We start from the raw sequence: 22,613 nt of genomic DNA, 5'->3' as shown, positions 1-22,613 counted from the left end.
AAATGTAGAGAGAGCAAGCATCCTTGGGAGCTTGCTTTTTGTTTCATCTGTAGAAGAATTGATAAGGTTCCGGGGAAAAGAATGGGATGAACGCAAATGGTACCGGCTAACTGGTGCCGCAGCAGAGATATTGCAGCAGGATTGATATCGGGAGGCGAGTGTATGCTGAAATCGTTGCAGGCTATAGAAGCGTACCGGCGGGGAGATGCGCCGGGGGAGGCAACGCCCTGGCTGGTGTACATCATTTCAGCCGAGCAGCCGGTGGTGAATCTGGAGCGGGTGGAGTCGCTGCGGGAGCTTGCGTCGCACAACCCGGTGCTCGATTATGTGGAACGGAGCCTGCGGCTGCTGGATGGTCTGCCGCTGTCCTACTGGATTAAGGAGCTGGCTGAGGAGACGCTCGTCTGGTCGGAGACGGCCAAAGGCGGCAGTACACAGCAGCGCCGGAGCTGGCAGCAAGAGGGGGTTAATACCTTCGCGCACAATATCGGCTCGGCGGAGCTGTACCGGCGGCATGTGACAAGGGGACCGGCGCACAGGGCTGCTGGCGGCGAAGGCTTGCCCTATGGAGACCGTTCCGTCCGGCAGGGGCCGGAGGAGCGGGACCCGGCCGCCGAACTGGCCGGGCGGGAGCGGATTATCCACCGGCTGATCGCGACGCACGGCCTGATCGGCCAGCAGATCCGCGGGGAGGTGCCGCCCGAGGTCAACCGCCCGCTGACGGCACTGGCGGCGGAGGGGCTGCTCACGCCGGAGGAGCTGGAGCGCCTGCTCCTGGCGCTCAATCAGTGCATTATTGCCGCCGTCACGCCCGAGCTGTGGCGGCAGGTGCAGCCGGAAGCGCAGCGGCTGATCGCGGCGGCAGCGGGCGGCGGCATCCAGTCGGTGCCGCTGCAGGAGCGGCTGCGCCGGATGCGCACCGGCCCGGCGGCGCGGGGCGAGGACTTCGCCGCCGCGTGGGTGCAGCTGGCGGCGGAGGGCTTCGATCCGGCGCAGCTTGCGCCGCTGTCCTCCGCTACCTTCTGGTACGCGGAGTCGGCGCTGCAGACCTTTTCGCTGGAGCAGTTCCTGAAGGTGATGCTGCTAGCCGCCGGGGGCGCGGAGCTCGCCTCCGGCGAAGAGCCTAAGCATATCAGCTTCGCGGAAGTAATGAATTCCATTTATTACGACTACCGGGGCGTCAAGAAGATCAATGTCTATAAGAAGCGGATCATCGAGAAGTACTTGTCGGAGCTGGGCTGGGAGGAGCTGGGCCAGGGCGGACGGGGCGCGCAAGGATCGCCGGCAGCGCAGGAACCGCCGGGTGTGCAGAGCGCGCAAGGATCGCCGGCGGCGCAGGAACCGCCGGGTGTGCAAGGAGCGCAAGGAGTGCAGGCTGTACAGCATGGGAAAGGCGTGCATGATGCGCAGGAACCGCCGGGTGTGCAGCACAGGCAAACAAATATGCGGGCAGCGCAGAACCCGCATCTGACGCACCGGCTGCAGCGGCAGGAGGAGCTGCCGGATACGCTGTTCTTCGATTTCGTGTTCTCGCCGGCAGCCGAGAAGCTGATTGAATTCTGCATCGAAGCGGAGAAATCCCCGCTGTACGAACGGGCGGTGCTGATGCTGTTCGACCTGTTCGGCCTGCGGCGCGATGCGTTCGACCGCTTCCATAACGAAGAGACGTACTTGAACCAGATGAATGGGACCGCCGATTACAAAGCGGTTATTCTAGAGCATATCAACGGAACGAAGGTGCTGGACATCGGCCCGGGCGGCGGAGTGCTGCTCGATCTGATCGAAGATCGTCTGCCGGGCGTTCAGGCAGTGGGTATCGACATCTCCAGCAATGTCATTGAAGCGCTGCAGCAGCGGAAGGCCCGGGAGAACCGGGGCTGGGAGGTGCTGCAGGGCGATGCGTTGAATCTGAAGGAGCTGGTATCCCCGGGTTCGGTGAATACGGTCGTGTTCTCCTCCATTCTGCATGAGCTGTACTCCTATGTGCCGTTTAACGGCAAGAAATTTAATCACGAGACCGTGGCGGCGGCGTTGGTGAGCGCCTATGAGGTGCTGGCGGAAGGCGGCGTAATCATCATCCGCGACGGCATTATGACCGAGCCGGAGAGTGACCGGCGGCGTGTACGGCTGCTTGAAGGAGACGGGCTCGCCTGGCTTGTGCGTTACGCGGAGGATTTTGCCGGGCGCCGGATACAGTATGAAGTGACCGGTGAGCAAGAGGTGCTGATGCCTGTCAACGACGCCATGGAGTTCCTCTACACTTACACATGGGGAGAAGAAGCGTACGTGCACGAAGTTCAGGAGCAGTTCGGCTACTTCACACCGGACCGGTATAAGGAGTTCATCCAAAGCACGCTCGGTGAAACAGCACGAATCGAGGTGTTCCGGCATTACCTGCAGGATGGCTATACCGAGGCGCTTAAGGACCGGATTGTAATTATGGATGAGCATGGTACTGAGGTGCCTTTGCCGGACAGCACCTGCTTTATTGTGATCCGCAAAGGCTAGTACCCGGGCCGCATAAATTGCAGTATCACCCGCCTAACTAGCGTGGAAAGACTCGGACGGTTTACACATGGAGCCACAGATTGGTTTGGCACAGCACAAATAAATAGTTTGATATTAACTACTTAAATAGCTCATTTGGTCTGGTTAACTGTACTCTAGTTCGATAATCGCCACTTAATCTTAGTGAAAGTGATCACGGGGGCGAGTTTTCGTTAAAATAGTTGGCGGAAAACCAACTAGAGTTGGAAAAGGGCCCTGTACGCGAAAACTAAGTGGCGAAAATCCAACTAGCATCTTGAACTAGCCTGTTCTCGGGATCAAAGCGGCTAATTCCCGAAGGATCAATTGTCGGCCTGAAGCTTCCCGCCATTGCGGCCGGGACGGCTTCAGGTTTTTTTGTATCAGTGGTATTACGTTGCAGCTATATCGGACCGGTCTACCGGATCCATGGATAATACGTTAAGATGAATAGAGCAGTAGAGCCAATGCCAAGGCCGCTCCGGCGGACAGGGCACATTGGCGATTATGGGAGCTGGAGGCAACTGAAGTGAAGGAGACCCATTACAAAATACTCGTCGTAGAAGATGATGCCGATATTAACCGGCTGCTGTGCCGTATGCTTACGGCCGAAGGGTTAACTGCGGTTCCGGCCTTTTCGGGCAGTGAGGCTGAGCTCAGGCTGTCGCTTGAAGCCTATCAGCTGGTGCTGCTGGATCTGATGCTGCCGGGCATCGCCGGAGAGACGCTGATTGCACGGATTCGGGAGCAGTCCACCGTTCCCATCATTGTGATCTCTGCGAAAAGCACGCTCCAGGATAAGGTAAGCCTGCTGCGTCTGGGGGCAGATGACTATATTACGAAGCCGTTTGACCAGGAAGAGGTTATCGCCCGAGTGCAGGCACAGCTCCGCCGCTTGCAGTATGCGCCTGTGCCGGATCAGGATGAGGGGACAGTAAGGCTGCGTAATCTGGTGATGGACAAGAACCGGCGGGAAGTTACGCTCAATCAGGAGCAGCTGGCTTTGACGAAATATGAATTTGAGATTCTGGCGCTGCTCCTGTCGAAGCCTGACCATATCTTTTCCAAAAGCGAGCTGTACCGGAACATTTGGCAAGGCACCTACCTCGGGGACGACAACACCATTAATGTACATATCAGCAATCTGCGGGCCAAATTTGCGGCGGTCACGGAAGAGGAGTATATCCGTACCGTCTGGGGAATCGGGTTCAAGCTTGTGTAGCCGCTTAGGCTTCTTTATCCTTTCTTAAGATTTCGCTTAAAGCTTATTAAAAGCGGACTTTATACAATGAAATTATCAAACGGTAAGGGAGTCTTAACGATGATGCATTGTATACTGGAGATTGAGGCACTTGGCAAAACCTACAAGGATGTCCATGCCCTTCAGGATATTCAGCTGAGTATTGCGGCGGGCGATATTGCTGCGGTCATCGGCAAGAATGGCGCAGGTAAAACCACCCTGTTCAAATGTATAACCGAGCAGGTCTTTCCGACTTCAGGTACCCTTACGCTTTATGGAAAAAAGGATGCCGCCGGAATAAGACAGCAGCGCCGCACCATCGGAGCCATGATTGAAGAGCCTGCTTTTTTTCCGGATTTTACGGCCCGGCAGAACCTGGAATATTTCCGCCAGCAGCGGGGAATTGCCGGTAAAGAAGCGGTAGACCAGGCCCTCAGGGATGTCAAGCTGCTGGATACCGGAAGGAAGAAATTCAAAGACTTCTCGCTCGGGATGAAGCAGCGTCTGGGGCTGGCGCTGGCCCTGATGTCACATCCGGCCCTGCTGATTCTGGATGAGCCGACCAACGGGCTGGACCCGGAGGGAAAAGCGGAGATCCGCGAGCTGCTGAAGAACCTGAATGCGGTGAAGAAGGTAACCATCCTGATTTCAAGCCATGTGCTGTCGGAGCTGCAGAGCGTGGCTACCCGGTATATTTTTATGGACCGGGGGCGGATTGTGGAGCAGCTGACGGCGGAGGAGCTGCTGGACAAGACCCGCCGAGCCGTTGAGCTAACTGTGGATGACAGCGGCAAAGCAGCGACGGTTCTGGAACAGCAGTTCCCGGATATCCCGTTCCGGATTCTTCCGGGCAACCGTATCCGGCTGTCCGGCGGTACGGACCGGACGGAGCAGTTGAACCGGGCGCTGTACAGCGGCGGGGTTGGCGTGCGTTCCATTGCGGTCACGGGGGAGGACCTGGAGGAGTACTATCTGGGCCTGCTGGGAGGTGAGCGGCATGCTTAACCTGATGAAGAGTGAGCAGTACCGTTTTGTCCGGACACGGAACTATTATTTCACCGGTCTGCTCTACACGCTGCTGATGGCCGGGGCGGCAGTCATCCTGTATGTCTTCCAGCAGTCGGAGCCCGGGTTCCGTTACGGCAATGAGCGTTTCTTCTATAGCAATGTTCTGGCCATGATGCCGGTCGTATTTGTCCTGCTCTTCACCTTTCCGTTGATTCTGATGGGCGAGCATAAGCAGATGCTTAAAAATACAGCGGCCTACGGCTTCAGCAGACAGCGCATTTATACAGCCAAGCTGCTGGTGATCCTGGCCGGGTTTCTGATATTTGCCCTTGCCTTGACGGGGGTGTCGGTGCTGCTTGGAGCAAGCCTGCTGGTCCGCAGTCATGAGCATGCGCTTGCGGAATACAGCAGGAGCCTGGTCAGCGTGCTGCCCGTCATGATTGCCGGCATTACCACCTATTATGGTCTGGCGGCGGTCATGAAGAAGAATACGCAGATTATCACAGCGTATGTGCTGATTTATTTCCTGCCCCATTATGTTCTGAATGCTCTACAAAGCAGATTTGCCTGGGCAGAGTGGCTTTACAGCCATAATCCCGTCTATTATTTGTTTAATTTGTATAACAGTCCGGCCTATCCGGCCTGGGAGCCTTGGACATCCGGAGCCGTATACACGCTGGTCTTTTGCGGGCTTGGACTTTATCTGTTCAGCAAAGAAGAATTCTGATTACAGCTGCTGCTGTAAAGACGGTCTTCAGGAAGGAGGAGAGAATGCATCCGGCTATTTCAATCATTGCTGCTCTGGCAGCCGTCTTCCTGCTGATGGCCTATGCTCTGCAGCGGCACAGCATCATTCAAGTAAGAAAGCAGCTTGCGGATGCCGACTCACTTCCTGTACAGCATCGCCATATCAGGCTGCCCCTGCCGGGGCATGAAATGGAGCAGCTGGTGGTGGCCGTTAACGGGCAGCTTGAGCAGCGCAGACAGGAGCAGGCGCTTCATGAGGCCAGAGAGCTTGCCGTCAAGGCGGAGATCGCGAACCTTTCACACGATCTGCGCACTCCGCTCACCTCGATGCAGGGGTATGCCGGCCTGCTGCAGAATCCGGCGGTTCCGGCAGCCGAGCGGGAAGAGTATCTGGACATTATTTTGCACAAGCTGGCCGTAATGAACAATATTGTGGAGTCGTTTTATGAACTGTCCAGTATGGATTCCGGAGATTACCCGCTAAGCAGTCAGCCGCTCTATCTGTACAGTCTGCTGAGCGAAGTGATTCTCGCCTTCCATACGGATCTGGACCGGAAGAATATTGAAGTCCGGCTCCAGCTGGATGAGACCGTGAAGGTCGTTCCGCTGGATGAAAAAGCGATGATCCGTATCTTCTCCAACGTGCTGCAGAACGTGCTCCGTTACGGCAAAAGCCGGCTTGCCATTTCCTTGTTTACGGAAGCGGACAGCGTAAAAATCGTATTTGTAAACGATACGGACCAGCTTCGCGGGCAGGAGGTGTCCAGGCTGTTCGAGCGGACCTATACGGGCGATCCTTCGCGGTCAAGCGGCCAGCTGGGGCTGGGGCTCGCTATTGTGAAGCAGCTGGTGGAGAAGCAGGGAGGCAGCCTTGGTGCCCAGCTTGCTGACGGGGAGTTTCAGCTGGTCTTTACGTTCGGGGAATAATTCGTTCATAACAAATAATTCGAATATAGCACACTAATTTCGCCTTTTTTACGGATTTCAGTAATCTAATTCGATTATCGCCACTTAATTAGGGAGATCTTGATGCATTTATTTATTTTTACCCATATTAAGTGGTGGAAATCCAACTAGGCTTGTGATCAACCTCCATATAGGTGAAAATAAGTGGCGATTATCTAACTATCAACTCATATAAAACCACATGAAAAAATAAGCCGAGCAGCGAATCTCATTTTACTTGGAGGATCGCTGTCCGGCATTTTTGGTTTATTGCGGCTTGCAAGATAAGATTGCGGGTAAGGGAGAGCCACCCGACCTCCAGTGTAATCCTAGCAATTAAACGAAACCAGTGGCGTCTGTCTGCTTGGGCGTGATGACAAGTGAACTGATTCTACCGCCTCGCACCTTAAATTCATGTCGAAACTGCTGCGGCGCAGGCACCCGGTTCCGGTTGAATTCACCCTCCATCTCTGCGGTGACTGCAATTCTCTCTCCGGCTTCTTCAATCTCCATGATTGTATAACGGACCTTGGCTGAGAAAATCTCCGACTCTCCCCAAGCCTGTATCGCCTCGATGCCCTGGATTTCCTTGCCGTTATCCTTAACGCTGGCGCCGGATGCGAACAATTGGGTAAAAGCCTCGGGCTGATACCGGTTAATGGCATTGAAATATTCCTGTACTTCACTCGGCATGGTGACATGTTGATTCATGGCTATCTGCCTCCTGTAAGTGGAATTTCCGGACGGGCGGACCCGTCCTTACAGGTAACTTAAACGTATCCGGGTATCGGTAAGCAGATGAGGGACGGCCAGCCCTCAAGGATACAGCTGCGACTGCCCGGCGCCGGGGACCCCGCCTTTGCGGAATTCGGACGGGGAGCATTTCATGCCCTTGCGGAACACCTTGATGAAATAGCTGACATTGTCGAAGCCGACCTCGAGGGCGATGTCGGAGATTTTGCGGTCGGTCTGCTGCAGCAGGTCGGCCGCCTGCCGGATGCGGTAGGAGTTGATGTAATCGACTGGAGTCTTGCGCGTCATCGCCTTGAAAAAGCGGGTGAACTGCCCCTCGCTCATCGGAATCAGCTCCGACAGGTCGCTTAGGCGGATCGGCTCGCGGTAGTTCTCCTGGATATAGAGAATGACCTTCTTGAGCCGGTTGATCTTGGTCGTGTCAGCGCTTCCGGCCTGACTGTAATTGGCTGCCCGTCCGGGGGCGGCGAGCTGGGACAGCATAATGAGCAAAGTCCCTTTCATAAAGGCTTCGAATCCGGGCATTTTAATAGCGTATGCCTCCATCATGCGTTCAAGCTGGGCAATCAGCTCCGCCTGCCACGGGACCTCCGGCGTCATATGGCGGGGAAAGCTTTGGCGCTTCTCCTGGAGCGGCAGAATGACCGACTGCTGGATGGCGTCGTATTGGGCGCTGGCCAGCAGCCCCTGATGGAAGACCAGTGCGCAGAAGCGGCAAGGTCCATCCTTCAGCACGTGGGCGGCGTGAATATCGCCGGACTCGATGAACACAACCTCACCAGGCTTCAGCGGAAAATAATCGGTGTCCACCTGAAACGTAATCTCGCCTTCCTGCAGCAGGAAGAACTCCGCTTCCTCATGCCAGTGCGTGTCCAGAATATGCGTTCCGGCCGGAAGCTCGATCCAGTAGGCGGCCAGCGGAAACATGGCATCCCCGTGGACCCGGTCTTCCTTAAGCAGCCGTTGGGACGTGCGGTCCATAACAGGCCTCCTTTTAGCAAAAAACATCAGAATAGTGTTATAAATGAGCTATATTATATTAGTTTTGTACTTTTATTGACGGTATAATGCAACTATAAACACCAAATTGAAGGGTGGCAAGCATTCACATGAAATTTACAGACGGCCTCTGGCTGGTTCGCGACGGAATCAACATCAACGGCGCTGTGCAGAACTATGTGGTAGAGAAAACTTCCGAAGGATTGACTGCGGTTACACAAACAACCCCGATTACGGGACGTGCAGCAACCTTGAATTCAACCCTCCTTACCGTTAAATTCCATTCCCCGCTTCCGGGTGTGGTTGGCGTCAAAATCGTTCATCACGACGGCGTTCAGGAACGCGGTCCAGTGTTTGAACTGGCCAAGGGCAACAGCGATCACGTACAAATTGAAGGGAACGAAGCCCAGACCGTTATGATCACCGGCGGACTGCGCGTAGTAATCAATAAAGGCACCCACTGGTCCGTAGACTTCTACCGCGGCGAAGAGCGCATTACCGGCAGCGGTTACAAATCGATGGCCTGGATTACCGACCAGGACGGCAACACCTACATGCGCGAGGAGCTCGACCTGGGCGTTGGCGAATATGTATACGGTCTGGGCGAACGGTTCACCGCTTTTGTCAAGAACGGACAGGTTGTCGACATCTGGAACAAGGACGGCGGCACCAGCTCCGAGCAGGCGTATAAGAACATTCCTTTCTATGTAACAAGCAAGGGCTACGGCGTGTTTGTTAACCATCCGGAGCTGGTATCGTACGAAATCGCTTCGGAAAAAGTGAAAAAAGCGCAGTTCAGCGTAACCGGCGAGCGCCTGGAATACTACGTAATCGACGGACCTACCGTTAAGGATGTTATGAGCAACTACACGGCTCTGACCGGCAAACCGGCGCTTCCTCCGGCTTGGACTTTCGGCCTGTGGCTGACCACTTCGTTCACTACCGACTACGATGAAGCTACTGTTAACTCCTTCGTGGAAGGCATGGCTGAGCGCGATCTGCCGCTGCATGTATTCCATTTCGACTGCTTCTGGATGCGCGAGTACCAATGGACCGACTTCCAGTGGGATGAGCGCGTCTTCCCGGATCCTAAGGGCATGCTGAAGCGCCTGAAGGACAAAGGCCTGAAGATCTGCGTCTGGATTAACTCCTATATCGGACAGCGTTCGCGTCTGTTTGAAGAAGGCAAGAAGAACGGCTATCTGATTAAAAAAGCCAATGGCGACGTATACCAAACCGACCTGTGGCAGGCGGGCATGGGCCTGGTGGACTTCACCAACCCTGCGGCATGCGAATGGTATGCCGGTTACCTGCGTGACTTGGTGGACATGGGCGTCGACAGCTTCAAGACCGACTTCGGCGAGCGCATTCCGACCGATGTCGTCTACTTCGACGGCTCTGACCCGATGAAGATGCACAACTACTACACTCAGCTTTACAATAAAGTGGTATTTGAAGTGCTCGAAGAAAAACTCGGCAAGAACGAAGCGGCCGTATTCGCCCGTTCGGCAACCGCCGGCGGCCAGCAGTTCCCGGTTCACTGGGGCGGCGACTGTTACGCGGACTACGAGTCGATGGCGGAAAGCCTGCGCGGCGGCCTGTCCCTCGGCCTCTCCGGCTTCGGCTTCTGGAGCCATGACATCGGCGGCTTCGAGAACACCGCTCCGGCGCATGTGTTCAAGCGCTGGCTGGCCTTCGGCCTGCTGTCCAGCCACAGCCGTCTGCACGGCAGCACCTCGTACCGTGTGCCTTGGGCTTACGACGATGAAGCGGTGGACGTTACACGCTTCTTCACCAAGCTCAAATGCAGCCTGATGCCTTACCTCTACGATGTAGCGGGACAGGCGCATGAACACGGCTGGGCTTCGATGCGCGCCATGGTGATGGAATTCCCGGAAGATCCTACCTGCGAATTGCTGGACCGTCAATACATGCTGGGTGACACCCTGCTGGTTGCACCAATCCTGCAAGAGAACGGCGAAGTGAAATACTACCTGCCGGCCGGACGCTGGACACACCTGCTTACAGGCGAGACGGTAGTCGGCGGATCGTGGCGCAAGGAAACGTATGACTTCTTCAGCCTGCCGCTGTTCGTACGTCCGAACTCGCTCCTGGCAACAGGCAGCGTGGATAACCGTCCGGACTATGATTTTGCAGACGGCGTGAAATTCGGTCTGTACAGTCTGGAAGACGGCAAGACGGCAACGGCGACTGTGCGCGACATCAACGGCGTACCTGAGCTGAACGTGAAGGCTGTGCGCAGCGGCAGCAGCGTGACTGTAACTGCAGAAGGCAGCGGCAAAGCATTCTCCCTGGCCCTGAACGACCTCGGAGCGATTGCTTCCGTGAACGGTGCAGAGCAAGCGGACGCAACAACAGTGAATGTGGCTGCAGGAGCGAAATCCGTCTCCTTCACTATTGAACTGAAATAGTGCAGAACTGACACAAGCTCCCTGATGGGAGGGGACGCATGGCGTTCCGGACCATCGGGGAGCTTTTTGAAGTGTGCGGGATTCTTGATTTGCAAGGGGCTTGTCAAAATTCAGAGCGTATCCGAAGATAGGGTGCAGGAAGCTATGCATGCGCTTTAATTCAACGGATAGAAAGAGCGATGGGGGAGATTGCAGTGAGCACTAGTATGAACAGCGGCGGGGTATACGGAGAGACCGAATTTTCTTCGGCTACCGTCGTTTCGACGGCAGCTAATTTCATTATGAATGCGCCGGAGCCTTTTACCCATACGTACCGGACCTACTTCCGGGTGAGGGAAGGCGGCAGCCTGACGCTGAAATTGTGGCACAGTAATGCGGTGGACTCGACCTGGGATCAGGGTCAGGATGCGAGAGGAAGCCAGCCCGGAGGGGAATGGAGCATTGCAGCGGCGTATGTGGCCGATGGCGGGATGAACCCGGATGGCAGTGTCGCGGCGGGGTCGCAGGTGCCGGTTACGTTTGGCGGCGCTGCTGCGAAGACGGTGGCTCCGGGTGAAACTTTCTGGAGCGATGAGGCTCGGCTTGAACTGCCGGAAGGACATTACCTGGCGTTCACCTGGACGATCAGGACTGCGGCTGCGGGACCGAGCGTGCCGTTTAATGTAGAAGGCATGCTGGTCAGCGGCTACGATGCTACAGGGGAGCTGGCGGACAGTGAGAGCGGCGGAGGCTTCGTACTGTCGGATAAGCTGCTGGTGGCGCCGAGCTATATCGGATACATGAAGCAAGTGCAGAAGAAGCTGGTCTTCCTGGGCGACTCGATCACGCAGGGCGTCAGAACGGCCAAAGACCAATATACGTATTGGGCAGCGCGCATTGCCGAAGGGCTCGGCGCAGATTACGGCCTGTGGAATCTCGGCTCCGGGTGGGGCCGGGCCTATGATGTGGCCGAGGGCGGGCCGTGGCTGGAGAAGGCGAAGCAGGGCGATGAGGTGTTAATCGTGCTGGGCGTCAATGATCTGGACATCGGCAAACGGACGGCCGATGAGCTGCTCGCCGATCTGACGCATATTATTGCGGAGATCAAAGCGGCAAACCCGGCGGTCCGGATCATCCTTAGCACCGTGCCGCCGTTCAACTTCGTGGAGGAGCGCGAAGCGTACTGGCGCACGGTGAACCGGACGATTCTGGGGAGCCCGCCGGCCGGGGTTGACCGGGTGTTCGACATCGCCGCCGTCCTGTCGGAGCCAGCCCCGCAGGAGCATCGCATCCGCCGCGCGTTCATGAGTGACGAATACGACCCGCACCCGAACGGTGACGCCGGCAAGGCGGTCGCGGAGGCATTCCTGACCTGGTACGAAAGCGGAAAGTAGACGGTGAGCAGAGTAGAGGGTCAGTGCCGGATGAAGGTGGGCAGCCTAAGGCCATGACAATGGCTGGTAGCAATAGGCAGAGAAAGGGCGGATATCAGGCGGCTGATTGTTGATGATGCTGCCAAACGTAACGACTGATCGTAACCGGCAGACCGTAATAAACGAAGTCTGCTGGCAGTGTTTTAATTATGCAGCTGCTCAGGCGCAGTAACTTTAATGAGCAGTGGATGTCAGCGCTGATTTTAGGCATAATAGATTACTTGTAGAACGCCCGGCTAATTTCCAACCGGGCGTTCTTTGGTATATTAAGTCCTAGTGCTTGGCCGCATTAAATTGCAGCTATGCATCATCCAACTTGCGGGTATGAGCTGGAGATATCTGCACATACTGTCCTTAGATTTGACTTGGTCATTGCACTAATTTGATTTTCGCCACTTATTTCGCCTATACCGTGCCATTTTTCAACTCTAGTTTGATTTTCGTCATCTAATTTGACCAAAATTCGCACCCGTCATCACTTCCATCGATATTAAGTGGCGATTATCGAACTAGACTGCAGCTAACCAGAAATAATGAGAATTTAAGTAACGAAAATCGAACTAGCACCTTGAGCACATCAAGTTGTAGCTACACCCCATAAACTTGCAGATAAGGACCGGAGATGTCCGCACATATCGTCCTTAGATTTGATTTGGTCAGTGTACTAGTATGGTGTTAGTGAGATCAATGGCGGCGGCGTTCTACCGTAACGGACTCAGATGACGATAATTATTGTTTTGGCTAGCAGGAATAAGGTCATCCGGGTCCGATAATCCGGCTATTTTCCCGAAATAAAGGCTTTACGGTCCGTAAGGAGCCGTGGGACGTATGCAGGTTATCAGCGGTGGCATCCCTGGTTCGGTCCGCCACTAATGACAGAATGGTAAGACGGCGGGCTTGAACTAACCCGAACCCGGCGATTACAGCTCACGCCGCCCGGACCCTGCGGCCAGCCGCGCCGCCCGGACCCTGCGGCCAGCCGCGCCGCCCGGTCCCTGCGGCCAGCCGCGCCGTCCGGACCCTGCGGCTGGGCCTTAAAGCCCTACCCGCCCCCGGTACTCCTTCGGCGTGACCCCGGCCTGCTTCTTGAACACCTTGCTGAAATACTTCACGTCATGGACGCCAACCATTTCAGCGATCTGGGCCAGCTTCAGGTTGGGGTTCTGCAGCAGCAGCTTGGCCTTCTCGATCCGCACCTGGACGATGTAGTCGGAGAAGTTAATGCCGAACTCCTGCTTGAATTTGCGCGAGACGTATTCGCGGCTGACGAAGAACTTGCCGGCGACCTCCTGCAGGGAGAGCTCGGACGGGTAATTCTGCTCGATATATTTTACGATCTCGGTCATCGGATTGCGTTCCTTGACGCTGCGCTCGGCGAGTACCTGCGCGAGACGCAGCAGCAGGCTCAGGGACCAGTCGCGCCAGGCGAACTGGGAGAAGGAGTAGCCGCCGGGATAAGGCGCGGGATGCTCCGGGTCGCCCTGCTCCAGCTCGGAGAGCGCGCTGTCCGCCTGGGCGCCGAGGATCTCCCGTACCAGCCGGGAGCGGAAGGTCAGAATGTCGGCCTTCCAGCTGCCGAGCATCTCGGGGGTGATGACCCCGCCGCTTTCCAGCTCATGGGTCCAGCGCTCGGAGGCAGCGGTAATGGCCTCCCGGCTGCCGCTGATGACCGCGACCTTCCATTCCTCCTGCACATCGGCGAAGATCGCCGGAGTGCCCTGCCCGTGTGCGGCAGCTTCGGCAGCCGCAGCGGGAAGGTGGCAATATTCCTCCTGCTGCAGCAGGTTGCGGCGCAGCAGTGCTTCTGCGGCTTCCTGGCGCTGCCTGTGCAGTCCGGAGGGCAGATTGCCTACCGTACTGACTCCGAAATGCATACGCAGCTGCAGTGTCTGGTATAAGCCCTGGTTAATCCGGGCAATAAGCTCGCTGACGGAATCCTGCACCTCCCACAGCAGAATGGCGATCTCCGGGATGCCGCCCCAATACCGGAAGGCAATGCCCTTGTTCTGCGGCTGCAGAAACTCGTTACAGATGTTGACAATGGCATAATACAGCAGCTCGCTGTCGCCGCCGAACCGCTTCAGGAGCTGGTTGTTCCCGCTGTCGGTCTGAATCAGGATCAGCCGTGAAGACCGGGCGGGCGCCGGGATGACGCCCTCGGCGACAAGCCGGCGCAGCGAGGACTCGGCCACGACGGGATCATGGATCAGGGCCGAGAGCAGCTTCTCGCCGTAGATCGGCGTGATCTCATTCAGCCGGATGTTCTGCTTCTGGTGCTGGCGGCGCTCTTCCTCTTCCGTCCGCCAGGCGGCCACTGCCTTGGACACGGCAAGGTTGATCGCCTCATGCTCAATCGGCTTCAGGATATAATCAATGCCGCCATGGCGGACCGTCTGGCGTACAAAGTCAAAATCATTATGGCCGCTGACCACAATGAATTTGGTGTTGCCGGCGAATTCATCGACCCAGGTCATCAGCTCAATGCCGTTGCCGGAATCCATCATCATATCCATAATGACCAGCGCCGGCTTGGCCTCGCGGATGATTTCAATCGCCTCGTTGCCGCTGCCCGCCTCCAGAATCTCCCCAATCTGGTGCGCCTCCCAATCGACGAGCAGCCGCACCGCCTTTCTTACTCTCGCTTCATCATCCACGATCAGCGCCTTCATATCCGTTCACTCTCCATCATGATTTCAAATTCCAGCCGGACGGCAACGCCGCCCGTGTCTATATTATCGACCTGCAGCAGAGCATCGTCCCCGCATACCAGCCGCAGCCGCGCAAGCACGTTGGACAAGCCGATGCCGGCCCCCGGAGCGCTGAGTCTGATCTCGCCCTCACGGGCAGGCACCGGGTCCTTCAGCGCGTCAATATCCAGCGGACCGGCCTGCTCCAGCTCCTGCCGCAGTGCTTCCAGCCGCTCCGGGGGAATGGACTGCCCGTTGTTGCGGATCAGAATCTCCATCCGGCCCGACTCCAGCCTGGCGGCAGTAATTTCGATCCAGCCGTCGCTGCGGGAAAGATGAAAGCCGTGCTTGAAATAATTTTCGACGATCGGCTGCAGAATCATCTTCGGCATCAGCGCCGCCCGCAGCGGCTCTTCCATATCGTAGCGGAAAGCGAACTTATTTTCAAAACGTTCCTTCTGCAGCTCGATATAGGCCTTCACATGATCCAGCTCATTCTGGATCGTTACGATCTTCTCATCGTTGTGCATGCTGTAGCGCATCATTTTGGCCAGAGCCGAGAGCAGGGCATAGATTTGCGGAACCTTCAGCTCGAGCGCCAGAGTGCCGATAATCTGCAGCGTATTGTTCAGGAAATGCGGGTTGATCTGGGCCTGCAGCGCCCGCAGCTCGTTGGTCTTGTTCGAGAGCTCCAGCCGGTATTCTCGCAAAATCAGGTTATTAATCGTGTCCATCATGCGCCGGAAATGCTCGGTCAGCACACCGATTTCGTCACTCCCCGCCGGACGGATCTCCACCTCCAGATTCCCGGTCTGCACCTGGTTCATGTATCGGGTGAGCTGCTTGATCGGCGCGGTGAAACGGAAGGAAATAATGACGGTCAGTGCAGTAATCATCACCATGAGCAGCGCCAGCAGCAGGATATTGATCGTCGCCGCCTCTTTGGCTTCACGGAACAGGTAGGAGCCGGGAATCTGCTTTACCAGCGTCCAGCTCTGGCCGGGCACCTCAAGCTTCTGATAAATAAACACCGAGCTGTTTTCTTCAAAATAGCCCTGCATCTGAGGACCGGCTGTGCTGATTCTCTTATCGTACCAGGCCGCATTCAGCGGCTGGCCGAGCTCGTCCGCATGGTGGCTGTAGACCAGCGCGCCGCTGTCGTCGACCAGATAGACATTCTCCTGATTCTGCTCATACATTTGATCGATAATATCCGTGAGCGCTTTTAGCTTGACATCAATCGACAAATAACCGAGCTCATTCGTAGAGGGAACCTGCTCGATCCGGCGGTGCAGGGTGAAGACCTGCTCCTCCGGGAGCTGCGGAATGAGAAAGTTTAGCCCGTAGCTGTGGCTGAGATGGGTGGTCTGAATGGACACCGGATGCTCCGCCGTCACCTTGGAATCGGGGTAGGCCGGAATGCCCTGCCAGCGCTTGGGCGTGGAGTCGCGGGCCAGCAGGGTGGCTTTGCTGTCTTTGACGCCATACAGATACACCCGGGAAATATCAGGATTCGAGGAGGAAATATAGTTGAGCGACGAATAAATGCGGGCATTGGCGGAGGAATCGTCAGACCCCACTTCAAGCAGACGGTACAGATCCGAATCAGAGTAGACGATCAGGGAGAGCCGGTCGATTTCCTCGATCAGGCTGCCGATATTCTGGGCTCCCTGGAACAGCAGATTCTTATTCTCGTCGACCGCCCTCGTGCGCAGGGAGGCCGTCGTATAAGAATAGTTGATTATCATCGTAGCCATAATACAAATCAGTGTCGGGAGGAGTAAAAAAACAATCAGTTTGGTGCGAATATTGTTCCATTTCATCGTATTTTGTCACATCCGATCAATATTTTACACCTTATCGATCACTTGCGTCGGTGTAAGCGGTCTGCAAAAAAAGTGATAATATCCTTAGATGATAAACAAGTAAGTGAGTAAAAGAAAGGGGGGGACGGGTAAAATGCGCGGCTCGAAGTCGTCTCAATTCGGTCAGCAGCTTTTCTTCGTTGGCCCGGCAGTATTGTTTTTCACTGTGGTCATGATTATTCCGTTTGTGATGGGGATGTACTATTCCTTCACCGACTGGAACGGCGTATCCGGCAACGTAGCCTGGGTAGGCTTTGACAATTTTAAAATGATCTTCACCAATGATCCGGATTTCTGGTCATCCTTCTGGTTTACAGTGCGGTTCACTGTGCTCGGGGTTGTACTGACCAACGTAGTAGGCTTTTTCCTGGCCTATTTTTTAACCAAAGCATTAAAAACACGCAATATGCTCCGCACCATCTTCTTTATGCCTAACGTAATCGGGGGCTTGTTGCTTGGTTTTATATGGCAGTTCATCTTCATCAAAGGTTTCGCCACGATGGGCGATCTTACGGGCTGGTCCTTCTTTAATCTTCCGTGGCTCGGCGATGCGACTACCGGCTTCTGGGCAATCGTCATGGTGTTCGTATGGCAGTCTTCCGGTTACCTGATGGTTATCTACATCGCTTCGCTGAACAACGTCTCCAAGGAAGTGCTGGAAGCGGCGGAAATCGACGGTGCCTCCCGCGGGCAGGTGCTCCGCAGCATTATCGTTCCGCTCATTATGCCGGCTGTTACTGTAGGCTTGTTCCTCGCCATCTCCTGGTCCTTCAAGATGTTCGACCTGAACCTTTCCCTGACGAAAGGCGGACCGTTTAAATCGACCGAATCTGTAGCGATGAACATCTATAATGAAGCGTTCCTGAATAACCGATATGGTCTGGGTACGGCGAAAGCGCTGCTGTTCTTCGTCATCGTCGCCATCATCACTGTCATTCAGGTCCGGGTGACCAAGAGCAAGGAGGTTGAAGCGTAATGAAGGAAGAAGGCAAAAGATGGAACTTTGGCCTGGAAATCATTATGATTCTCCTTGCCCTGCTGTTCCTGTCGCCATTCTATTTCCTGCTCGCCAACTCGGTGAAATCGTTTGGTGAGATTCTCAGCAATGCGGCGGCCTGGCCGACCGAATTCATCTGGTCCAACTACTCGCAGGCCTGGAAGCTGGCCCGGTTCTCGGAAGCGTTCCGGAACTCGATTATCATTACTGTTATCAGCGTAATCCTGATTGCCCTGTTCGCAGCTATGGCAGCGTACCGCATGGTGCGGGCCGACTCGAAGTTCAACCGTTTCCTGCTGCTGCTGTTCGTGGCGGCGATGGTGGTTCCGTTCCAGACGATCATGATTCCGATTCTGCAGGTCGTTAACGTCCTGGGCGTAAACAACTCCATTCCGGGTCTTCTCATGACCAACCTGGGTCTGAGTATCCCGATGGCCATCTTCCTGTTCCACGGGTTCATCAAATCTGTACCTCTGGAGATTGAAGAAGCGGCAACCGTTGACGGCTGTAATCCGCTGACGGTATTCTTCCGGATCGTGCTTCCGCTGCTCAAGCCGATGCTCATGACGATCATCGTCCTGAACGCGCTCGGCATCTGGAATGACTACCTACTTCCGTCCCTGATTCTGCAGGCACCGGAGCTGCGGACCATTCCGCTGGCAACCTTCTCGTTCTTCGGACAATACACGAAGCAATGGGATATGGCGCTTCCGGCGCTGACACTCGGAGTTGCTCCAATTGTAGTCTTCTATCTGTTCATGCAACGTTACATTGTTGAGGGTATTGCGGCCGGCTCGGTGAAAGGTTAACACCGGGCCCCCGTTCCACCATATAAGCTCTATATCTTTTTATAAGGCAAGCAAACACAATTAAGGGGGAAACACAAATGATGAAGAAACGCTCTGCAGTTATGCTGTCCAGCGTCATGCTGATGTCGGTTGTCCTCGCGGCATGCGGCGGCAACAATACCAATAATGCTTCTAATAACGCACAAAATGGAAGCGCTGGCAATGCCGGCGGCGAAACTAAAACGGTTAAGATTTTCCAGTTTAAGACGGAAATCGTCGAAGGCCTCAATGAACTGAAGGTTGAATTCGAAAAAGAATATCCGAACATCAAGCTCGACATCCAGACTGTCGGCGGCGGTGCCGACTATGCGGCTGCCCTGAAGACGAAATTCGCTTCCGGCGACGCTCCTGACATTTTCTCCAACGGTGGTTATGCCGAAATGGATCTGTGGGGCGACAAGCTGGAAGACCTCTCCGACCAGCCTTGGGTGAAGGATCTGATTCCTTTGGCTGCAGAACCGATGACCAAGGACGGCAAAACCTACGGTATGCCAATGAACCTTGAAGGTATCGGCTATGTATACAACAAGGACCTGTTTGAAAAAGCAGGCATCACTGAAACTCCGAAGACCTTGTCTGAACTGGAAGAAGCTGCGAAGAAGCTGCAGGCGATCGACGTTATTCCTTTCGGCAACGCGTACCAGGAATGGTGGCTGCTGGGTAACCAGGGCATCAGCGTAGCTTTTGCACAGCAGGACAATGTGGATGAATTCATCGCCGGACTGAACGGCGGAACAGCCTCCATCGTAGGCAACCCGGTATTTAAAGACTGGAGCAACCTGCTCAAGCTGACTGTAGAATATGGCCAAAAGAACCCGCTGACCACTGACGCCAATACTCACCTGGCTATGTTTGCCAATGGTGAAGTAGCGATGATGCAGGAAGGCAACTGGGCACAGACACTGGTCGACAACATCACTCCGGACATGAACATCGGTATGTTCCCTATGCCGATCAATGAAGATGCCGAGAAGAACGACAAGATGACCGTTGGTATCCCGGCTAACCTGGTAGTCAACAAGGACTCCGCTTCTAAAGAAGAAGCTAAGACCTTCCTGAACTGGCTCGTAACTTCCGACATGGGTAAAGAATACATCACGAAGAAGTGGAAGTTCATCCCGGCTCTGTCGACCATCGAAGCCAACCCTGAAGACATTGGCGATCTGGGTTCCGACGTATGGAACTATGTACAGGAAGGCAAAGTATACGGACTGCAGTCCTCTAAATTCCCTGATGGTGTAACTCAAGAGTTCGCCAGCGTGATCCAGCAGCTGATCGCGGACAAAGTGGACGAAGCCGGCTGGGAAACAGCCATGCAAGCCGCTTGGGACAAGCTGAAGAAATAAGCAGCAACCGGGCATATAGAGACAATATATAGAGACAATAATAAGTAGGTAGTTTGGAAAAAGTGGATTCGCGGAGCGCCTTCCGGTTCATCTCTTGATTAGAGCTGAGCCGGGGGGCGCTTTTGGTTATCGGCGGATAGGGGACCTGCGGTATACTGGGCGTAGAGAGTAGAGAGTAGAGAGTAGAGAGTAGAGAGTTGGGAGTAGGGAGTAGGGAGTTGGGCGTGGGACTGAGTGTGAGTAAGGGTAGGGAATAGTGAATAGAGAGCAGTGAATAGAGAGTAGTGGATAGACAGTAGTGAATAGAGAGCAGTGAATAGAGAGCAGTGGATAGACAGTAGTGAATAGAGAGCAGTGGGCAGGGAGACTACAGGGGCATTGTGTGTAGTTTAGCAGCCCGGTGCTGAATTTTCTAAGACAAACGGGGAGTAAATAGGTTGGAAATGGGACAGGAGCTTGGGAGAGGAAGGAATGTGATAATGAATATGAAGAGTTATGACAAGGTGCAGATGGGCGTGGACTACTATCCGGAGCACTGGGAGGAAGCCATGTGGGAGCCGGATGTCCGGCTGATGCAGGAGACCGGGGTCAAGGTTGTGCGGGTGGGCGAATTCGCCTGGAGCCGGCTGGAGCCGCGGGATGGGGAATTCGATTTCGCCTGGCTGGACCGCGCGGTGGACTTGTTCCACCGCTACGGCATCCAGGTGGTCATCGGGACACCGACGGCTACGCCGCCGCGCTGGCTGACCACGGCCTGCCCGGATGTGCTGCCGGTCTTCGCGGACGGGCAGACCTTCCATCCGGGCGTACGCGGGCACCGCTGTTACAACAGCGCGTCCCTGCGGGAGTACGGCAGCCGCATCATTGAGCGGCTGGCCCGGCACTACAGCGGGCATCCTGCGGTCATCGGCTGGCAGACGGACAATGAGTTCAGCGTCATTGACTGCTGCTGCGACTCCTGCACCGCTGCTTTCCGCCGCTGGGTGCAGGAAAAATATGGCTCGCTGGAAGCGGTGAACAGCGCCTGGGGCACGGTGGTCTGGAGCGGAGAGTACAGCTCCTGGGAGGAGCTGACGCTTCCGCTGGGCGGCTCGCCGTTCCAGAATCCGTCGTTCCTGCTCGATGTCCAGCGGTTTCAGTGGGACAGCGTGACGGATTACCAGCATACGCAGGTGGCGATCCTGCGGGAGCACTGCCCGGAGCACTTCATCACGCATAACTTTCACAGCTACCCGCAGCGGCTTGACCTGTACGCGGCCGGGGCGGATCTGGACGTGGCGGCGTTCGACTACTATCCGAACACCTCCCCGGCGAAGCAGGCGACAACGCCCTACAGCGGGGCGCTGTCGCTGGACCTGACGCGCGGCATCAAGCGCCGCGGGTTCTGGATCATGGAACAGCTGAGCGGGCCGCCGGGCTGCTGGATGCCGATGTGGCGCACACCGTATCCCGGGCTCCTGCGGGCCTATGCCTGGCAGGCGATTGCCCGCGGCGCGGATACGGTGGTGCATTTCCGCTGGCGCAGCGCGGCGGTCGGGGCGGAGCAGTACTGGCACGGCCTGATCGATCACAGCAATGTGCCGGGCCGGCGGTTTGCCGAGTTCAGCCGGCTGTGCGCCGAGGTGAACGCGCTGGGAGGGCAGCTTGCGGGAACCAAGCTGCGCCATAAGGTGGCTCTTCTGCATTCCTTCGAGCAGAAGGCGGCGCTGGATCTGCAGAAGCAGTCGGAGGGGTTCGACTACTACGAGAACATCAAGCTGATCCACCGAGCGCTGACGAAGCTGGGCATCGGCTGCGACGTCATTCGGCTGGGCGAACCGCTGGATGGCTACAGCATAGTGATCGCGCCAAGCCTGTATGTGCTGGACGAGGCTACCGCAGCGCAGCTCGAAGCTTATGCGGAAGCGGGCGGCGCGCTGGTATTGACCCCGCGCAGCGGTGTGAAGGACTTGAACAACGTCTGCGTCATGCAGCCGCTGCCGGGACTGCTCAGTGGCTGCGCCGGGGTGCGGGTGGAGGAATACGACCCGATCGGCGGCGAAGCGCACACCATTGTCGATGCGCAGGGGACAAGCTACACCTGCACGCAGTGGTGCGACCTGCTGACACCGGTCACGGCTGAGCCGCTGGCCTGGTACGGCGACGATTTCTACGCCGGAATACCGGCGGTGACCGTGAACCGCTGCGGCCGCGGCGAGGTCTATTACCTCGGCACCCAGGCCGAGGAGAGCTACTGGGCGCAGCTGCTGGGCGGGCTCGCCGACAAATACGGCGTGCCCCATATATCCGGCCTGCCGGAAGGTGTGCAGGCGACGGTGCGCAGCGGCGAAGCCGGCAGCTTCCTGTTCCTGCTGAACCTGAGCCGCACGCCGCAGACCGTCGTGCTGCCCGGCAGCTACCGCAGCGCACTTTACGATGGTGCGCTGCGCGCCGGGGAGGTCGCACTGGAAGCGTACGGCGTGGAGATTCTGGAGGGGTAGGAGAAGGAGGATCGGGGAGCCGGTTCCGGCGGGCAGCAAAATGGCTGGAGAGATCATGTGCCCGGCAGCAATAAAGCTGATGAGCTCACGCGCTCCGGCGGCAATAAAGCTGATGGGCTCGTACACCCCGGCAGTAAAATCGCTGGAGAACCCGTGCGTACCGGCGGCGGAGGAGAGGTACTAAGTGGATAATCGCCAACTAATTTTAGGGAAATGGTGAAAACTTGCAAGCTAATGGGATTTGCGCCAACTAATTTGGGCAACCGGCTTCACGAAAGCTGATTTTGCTGGAATTAAGTGGCGCTTTTCCACTTAGATGTTTAGCGCA

16 protein-coding genes are annotated in these 22,613 nt (G+C 56.1%); 12 read left to right on the top strand and 4 right to left on the bottom strand.

Annotated elements, in window-relative coordinates; translation table 11 throughout:
* The first annotated feature begins 162 nt into the window (after nt 1-162).
* The 5 genes from F1381_RS28730 (at nt 163) to F1381_RS02690 (ending at nt 6,448) form a co-directional block, all read left to right on the top strand.
* A complete protein-coding gene (locus F1381_RS28730) occupies nt 163-2,508 on the top strand; it encodes a methyltransferase (RefSeq protein WP_246187879.1) in 2,346 nt (781 codons plus the stop codon).
* Between the two features lie 547 nt (nt 2,509-3,055).
* Nucleotides 3,056-3,748, top strand: coding sequence for a response regulator transcription factor (locus tag F1381_RS02705; RefSeq protein WP_151733272.1), 693 nt, complete (start codon nt 3,056-3,058; stop codon nt 3,746-3,748).
* A gap of 99 nt (nt 3,749-3,847) precedes the next feature.
* Nucleotides 3,848-4,771 carry an ABC transporter ATP-binding protein gene (locus F1381_RS02700; protein WP_151733271.1) on the top strand — a complete coding sequence of 308 codons (924 nt, stop codon included), beginning with the start codon at nt 3,848-3,850 and terminating at the stop codon, nt 4,769-4,771.
* Nucleotides 4,764-5,501, top strand: coding sequence for an ABC-2 transporter permease (locus F1381_RS02695; RefSeq protein ID WP_151733270.1), 738 nt, complete (start codon nt 4,764-4,766; stop codon nt 5,499-5,501). The genes F1381_RS02700 and F1381_RS02695 overlap by 8 nt, the downstream gene beginning before the upstream one ends.
* Nucleotides 5,502-5,545: 44 nt before the next feature.
* Entirely contained in the window at nt 5,546-6,448 is a 903-nt protein-coding gene (locus F1381_RS02690) for a sensor histidine kinase (protein ID WP_151733269.1), read from the top strand.
* Between the two features lie 354 nt (nt 6,449-6,802).
* Here the strand turns inward: F1381_RS02690 and F1381_RS02685 are convergent, their stop codons facing one another.
* Together F1381_RS02685 and F1381_RS02680 are read right to left on the bottom strand one after the other, a co-directional pair.
* Entirely contained in the window at nt 6,803-7,177 is a 375-nt protein-coding gene (locus tag F1381_RS02685; protein WP_151733268.1) for a nuclear transport factor 2 family protein, read from the bottom strand.
* A gap of 105 nt (nt 7,178-7,282) precedes the next feature.
* Entirely contained in the window at nt 7,283-8,200 is a 918-nt protein-coding gene (locus F1381_RS02680) for an AraC family transcriptional regulator (protein WP_151733267.1), read from the bottom strand.
* 128 nt (nt 8,201-8,328) lie between these two features.
* Here F1381_RS02680 and yicI point away from each other — a divergent pair, with 128 nt between their 5' ends.
* Both yicI and F1381_RS02670 read left to right on the top strand, forming a co-directional pair.
* Nucleotides 8,329-10,650, top strand: a complete 2,322-nt coding sequence (gene yicI / locus F1381_RS02675) for an alpha-xylosidase (protein WP_151733266.1) — start codon at nt 8,329-8,331, stop codon at nt 10,648-10,650.
* Between the two features lie 194 nt (nt 10,651-10,844).
* Nucleotides 10,845-12,023, top strand: coding sequence for an SGNH/GDSL hydrolase family protein (locus tag F1381_RS02670; RefSeq protein WP_246187878.1), 1,179 nt, complete (start codon nt 10,845-10,847; stop codon nt 12,021-12,023).
* Nucleotides 12,024-13,096: 1,073 nt separating this feature from the next.
* Here the strand turns inward: F1381_RS02670 and F1381_RS02665 are convergent.
* Nucleotides 13,097-14,731, bottom strand: coding sequence for a helix-turn-helix domain-containing protein (locus F1381_RS02665; RefSeq protein ID WP_151733265.1), 1,635 nt, complete (start codon nt 14,729-14,731; stop codon nt 13,097-13,099).
* Nucleotides 14,728-16,506, bottom strand: coding sequence for a cache domain-containing sensor histidine kinase (locus F1381_RS02660; protein ID WP_246187877.1), 1,779 nt, complete (start codon nt 16,504-16,506; stop codon nt 14,728-14,730). The genes F1381_RS02665 and F1381_RS02660 overlap by 4 nt, the downstream gene beginning before the upstream one ends.
* Nucleotides 16,507-16,708: 202 nt before the next feature.
* Between F1381_RS02660 and F1381_RS02655 the strand changes: the two genes are divergently transcribed.
* From F1381_RS02655 to F1381_RS28090, 5 genes are all read left to right on the top strand, one after another.
* Entirely contained in the window at nt 16,709-17,590 is an 882-nt protein-coding gene (locus F1381_RS02655) for a carbohydrate ABC transporter permease (protein WP_151733263.1), read from the top strand.
* On the top strand, nt 17,590-18,420 hold the full coding sequence (locus F1381_RS02650; protein ID WP_151733262.1) for a carbohydrate ABC transporter permease: 831 nt from the start codon (nt 17,590-17,592) through the stop codon (nt 18,418-18,420). Before F1381_RS02655 ends, F1381_RS02650 begins: the two co-directional genes overlap by 1 nt.
* Nucleotides 18,421-18,497: 77 nt before the next feature.
* Nucleotides 18,498-19,805: an ABC transporter substrate-binding protein gene (locus F1381_RS02645; RefSeq protein WP_151733261.1), complete on the top strand. Its 1,308-nt coding sequence runs from the start codon at nt 18,498-18,500 to the stop codon at nt 19,803-19,805.
* Between the two features lie 479 nt (nt 19,806-20,284).
* Complete coding sequence (locus F1381_RS02635; protein WP_151733260.1) at nt 20,285-22,285, top strand: beta-galactosidase; 2,001 nt, start codon at nt 20,285-20,287, stop codon at nt 22,283-22,285.
* Between the two features lie 40 nt (nt 22,286-22,325).
* Complete coding sequence (locus F1381_RS28090) at nt 22,326-22,469, top strand: hypothetical protein (RefSeq protein WP_187355157.1); 144 nt, start codon at nt 22,326-22,328, stop codon at nt 22,467-22,469.
* Nucleotides 22,470-22,613 lie beyond the last annotated feature (144 nt).

Origin of the sequence: Paenibacillus tengchongensis, from assembly GCF_008973665.1 — a bacterium.
Lineage (GTDB): Bacteria > Bacillota > Bacilli > Paenibacillales > Paenibacillaceae > Paenibacillus_AQ > Paenibacillus_AQ tengchongensis.
Note: the sequence above shows the minus strand (reverse complement) of the source record. Positions and strands in the feature narration are given on the sequence as shown.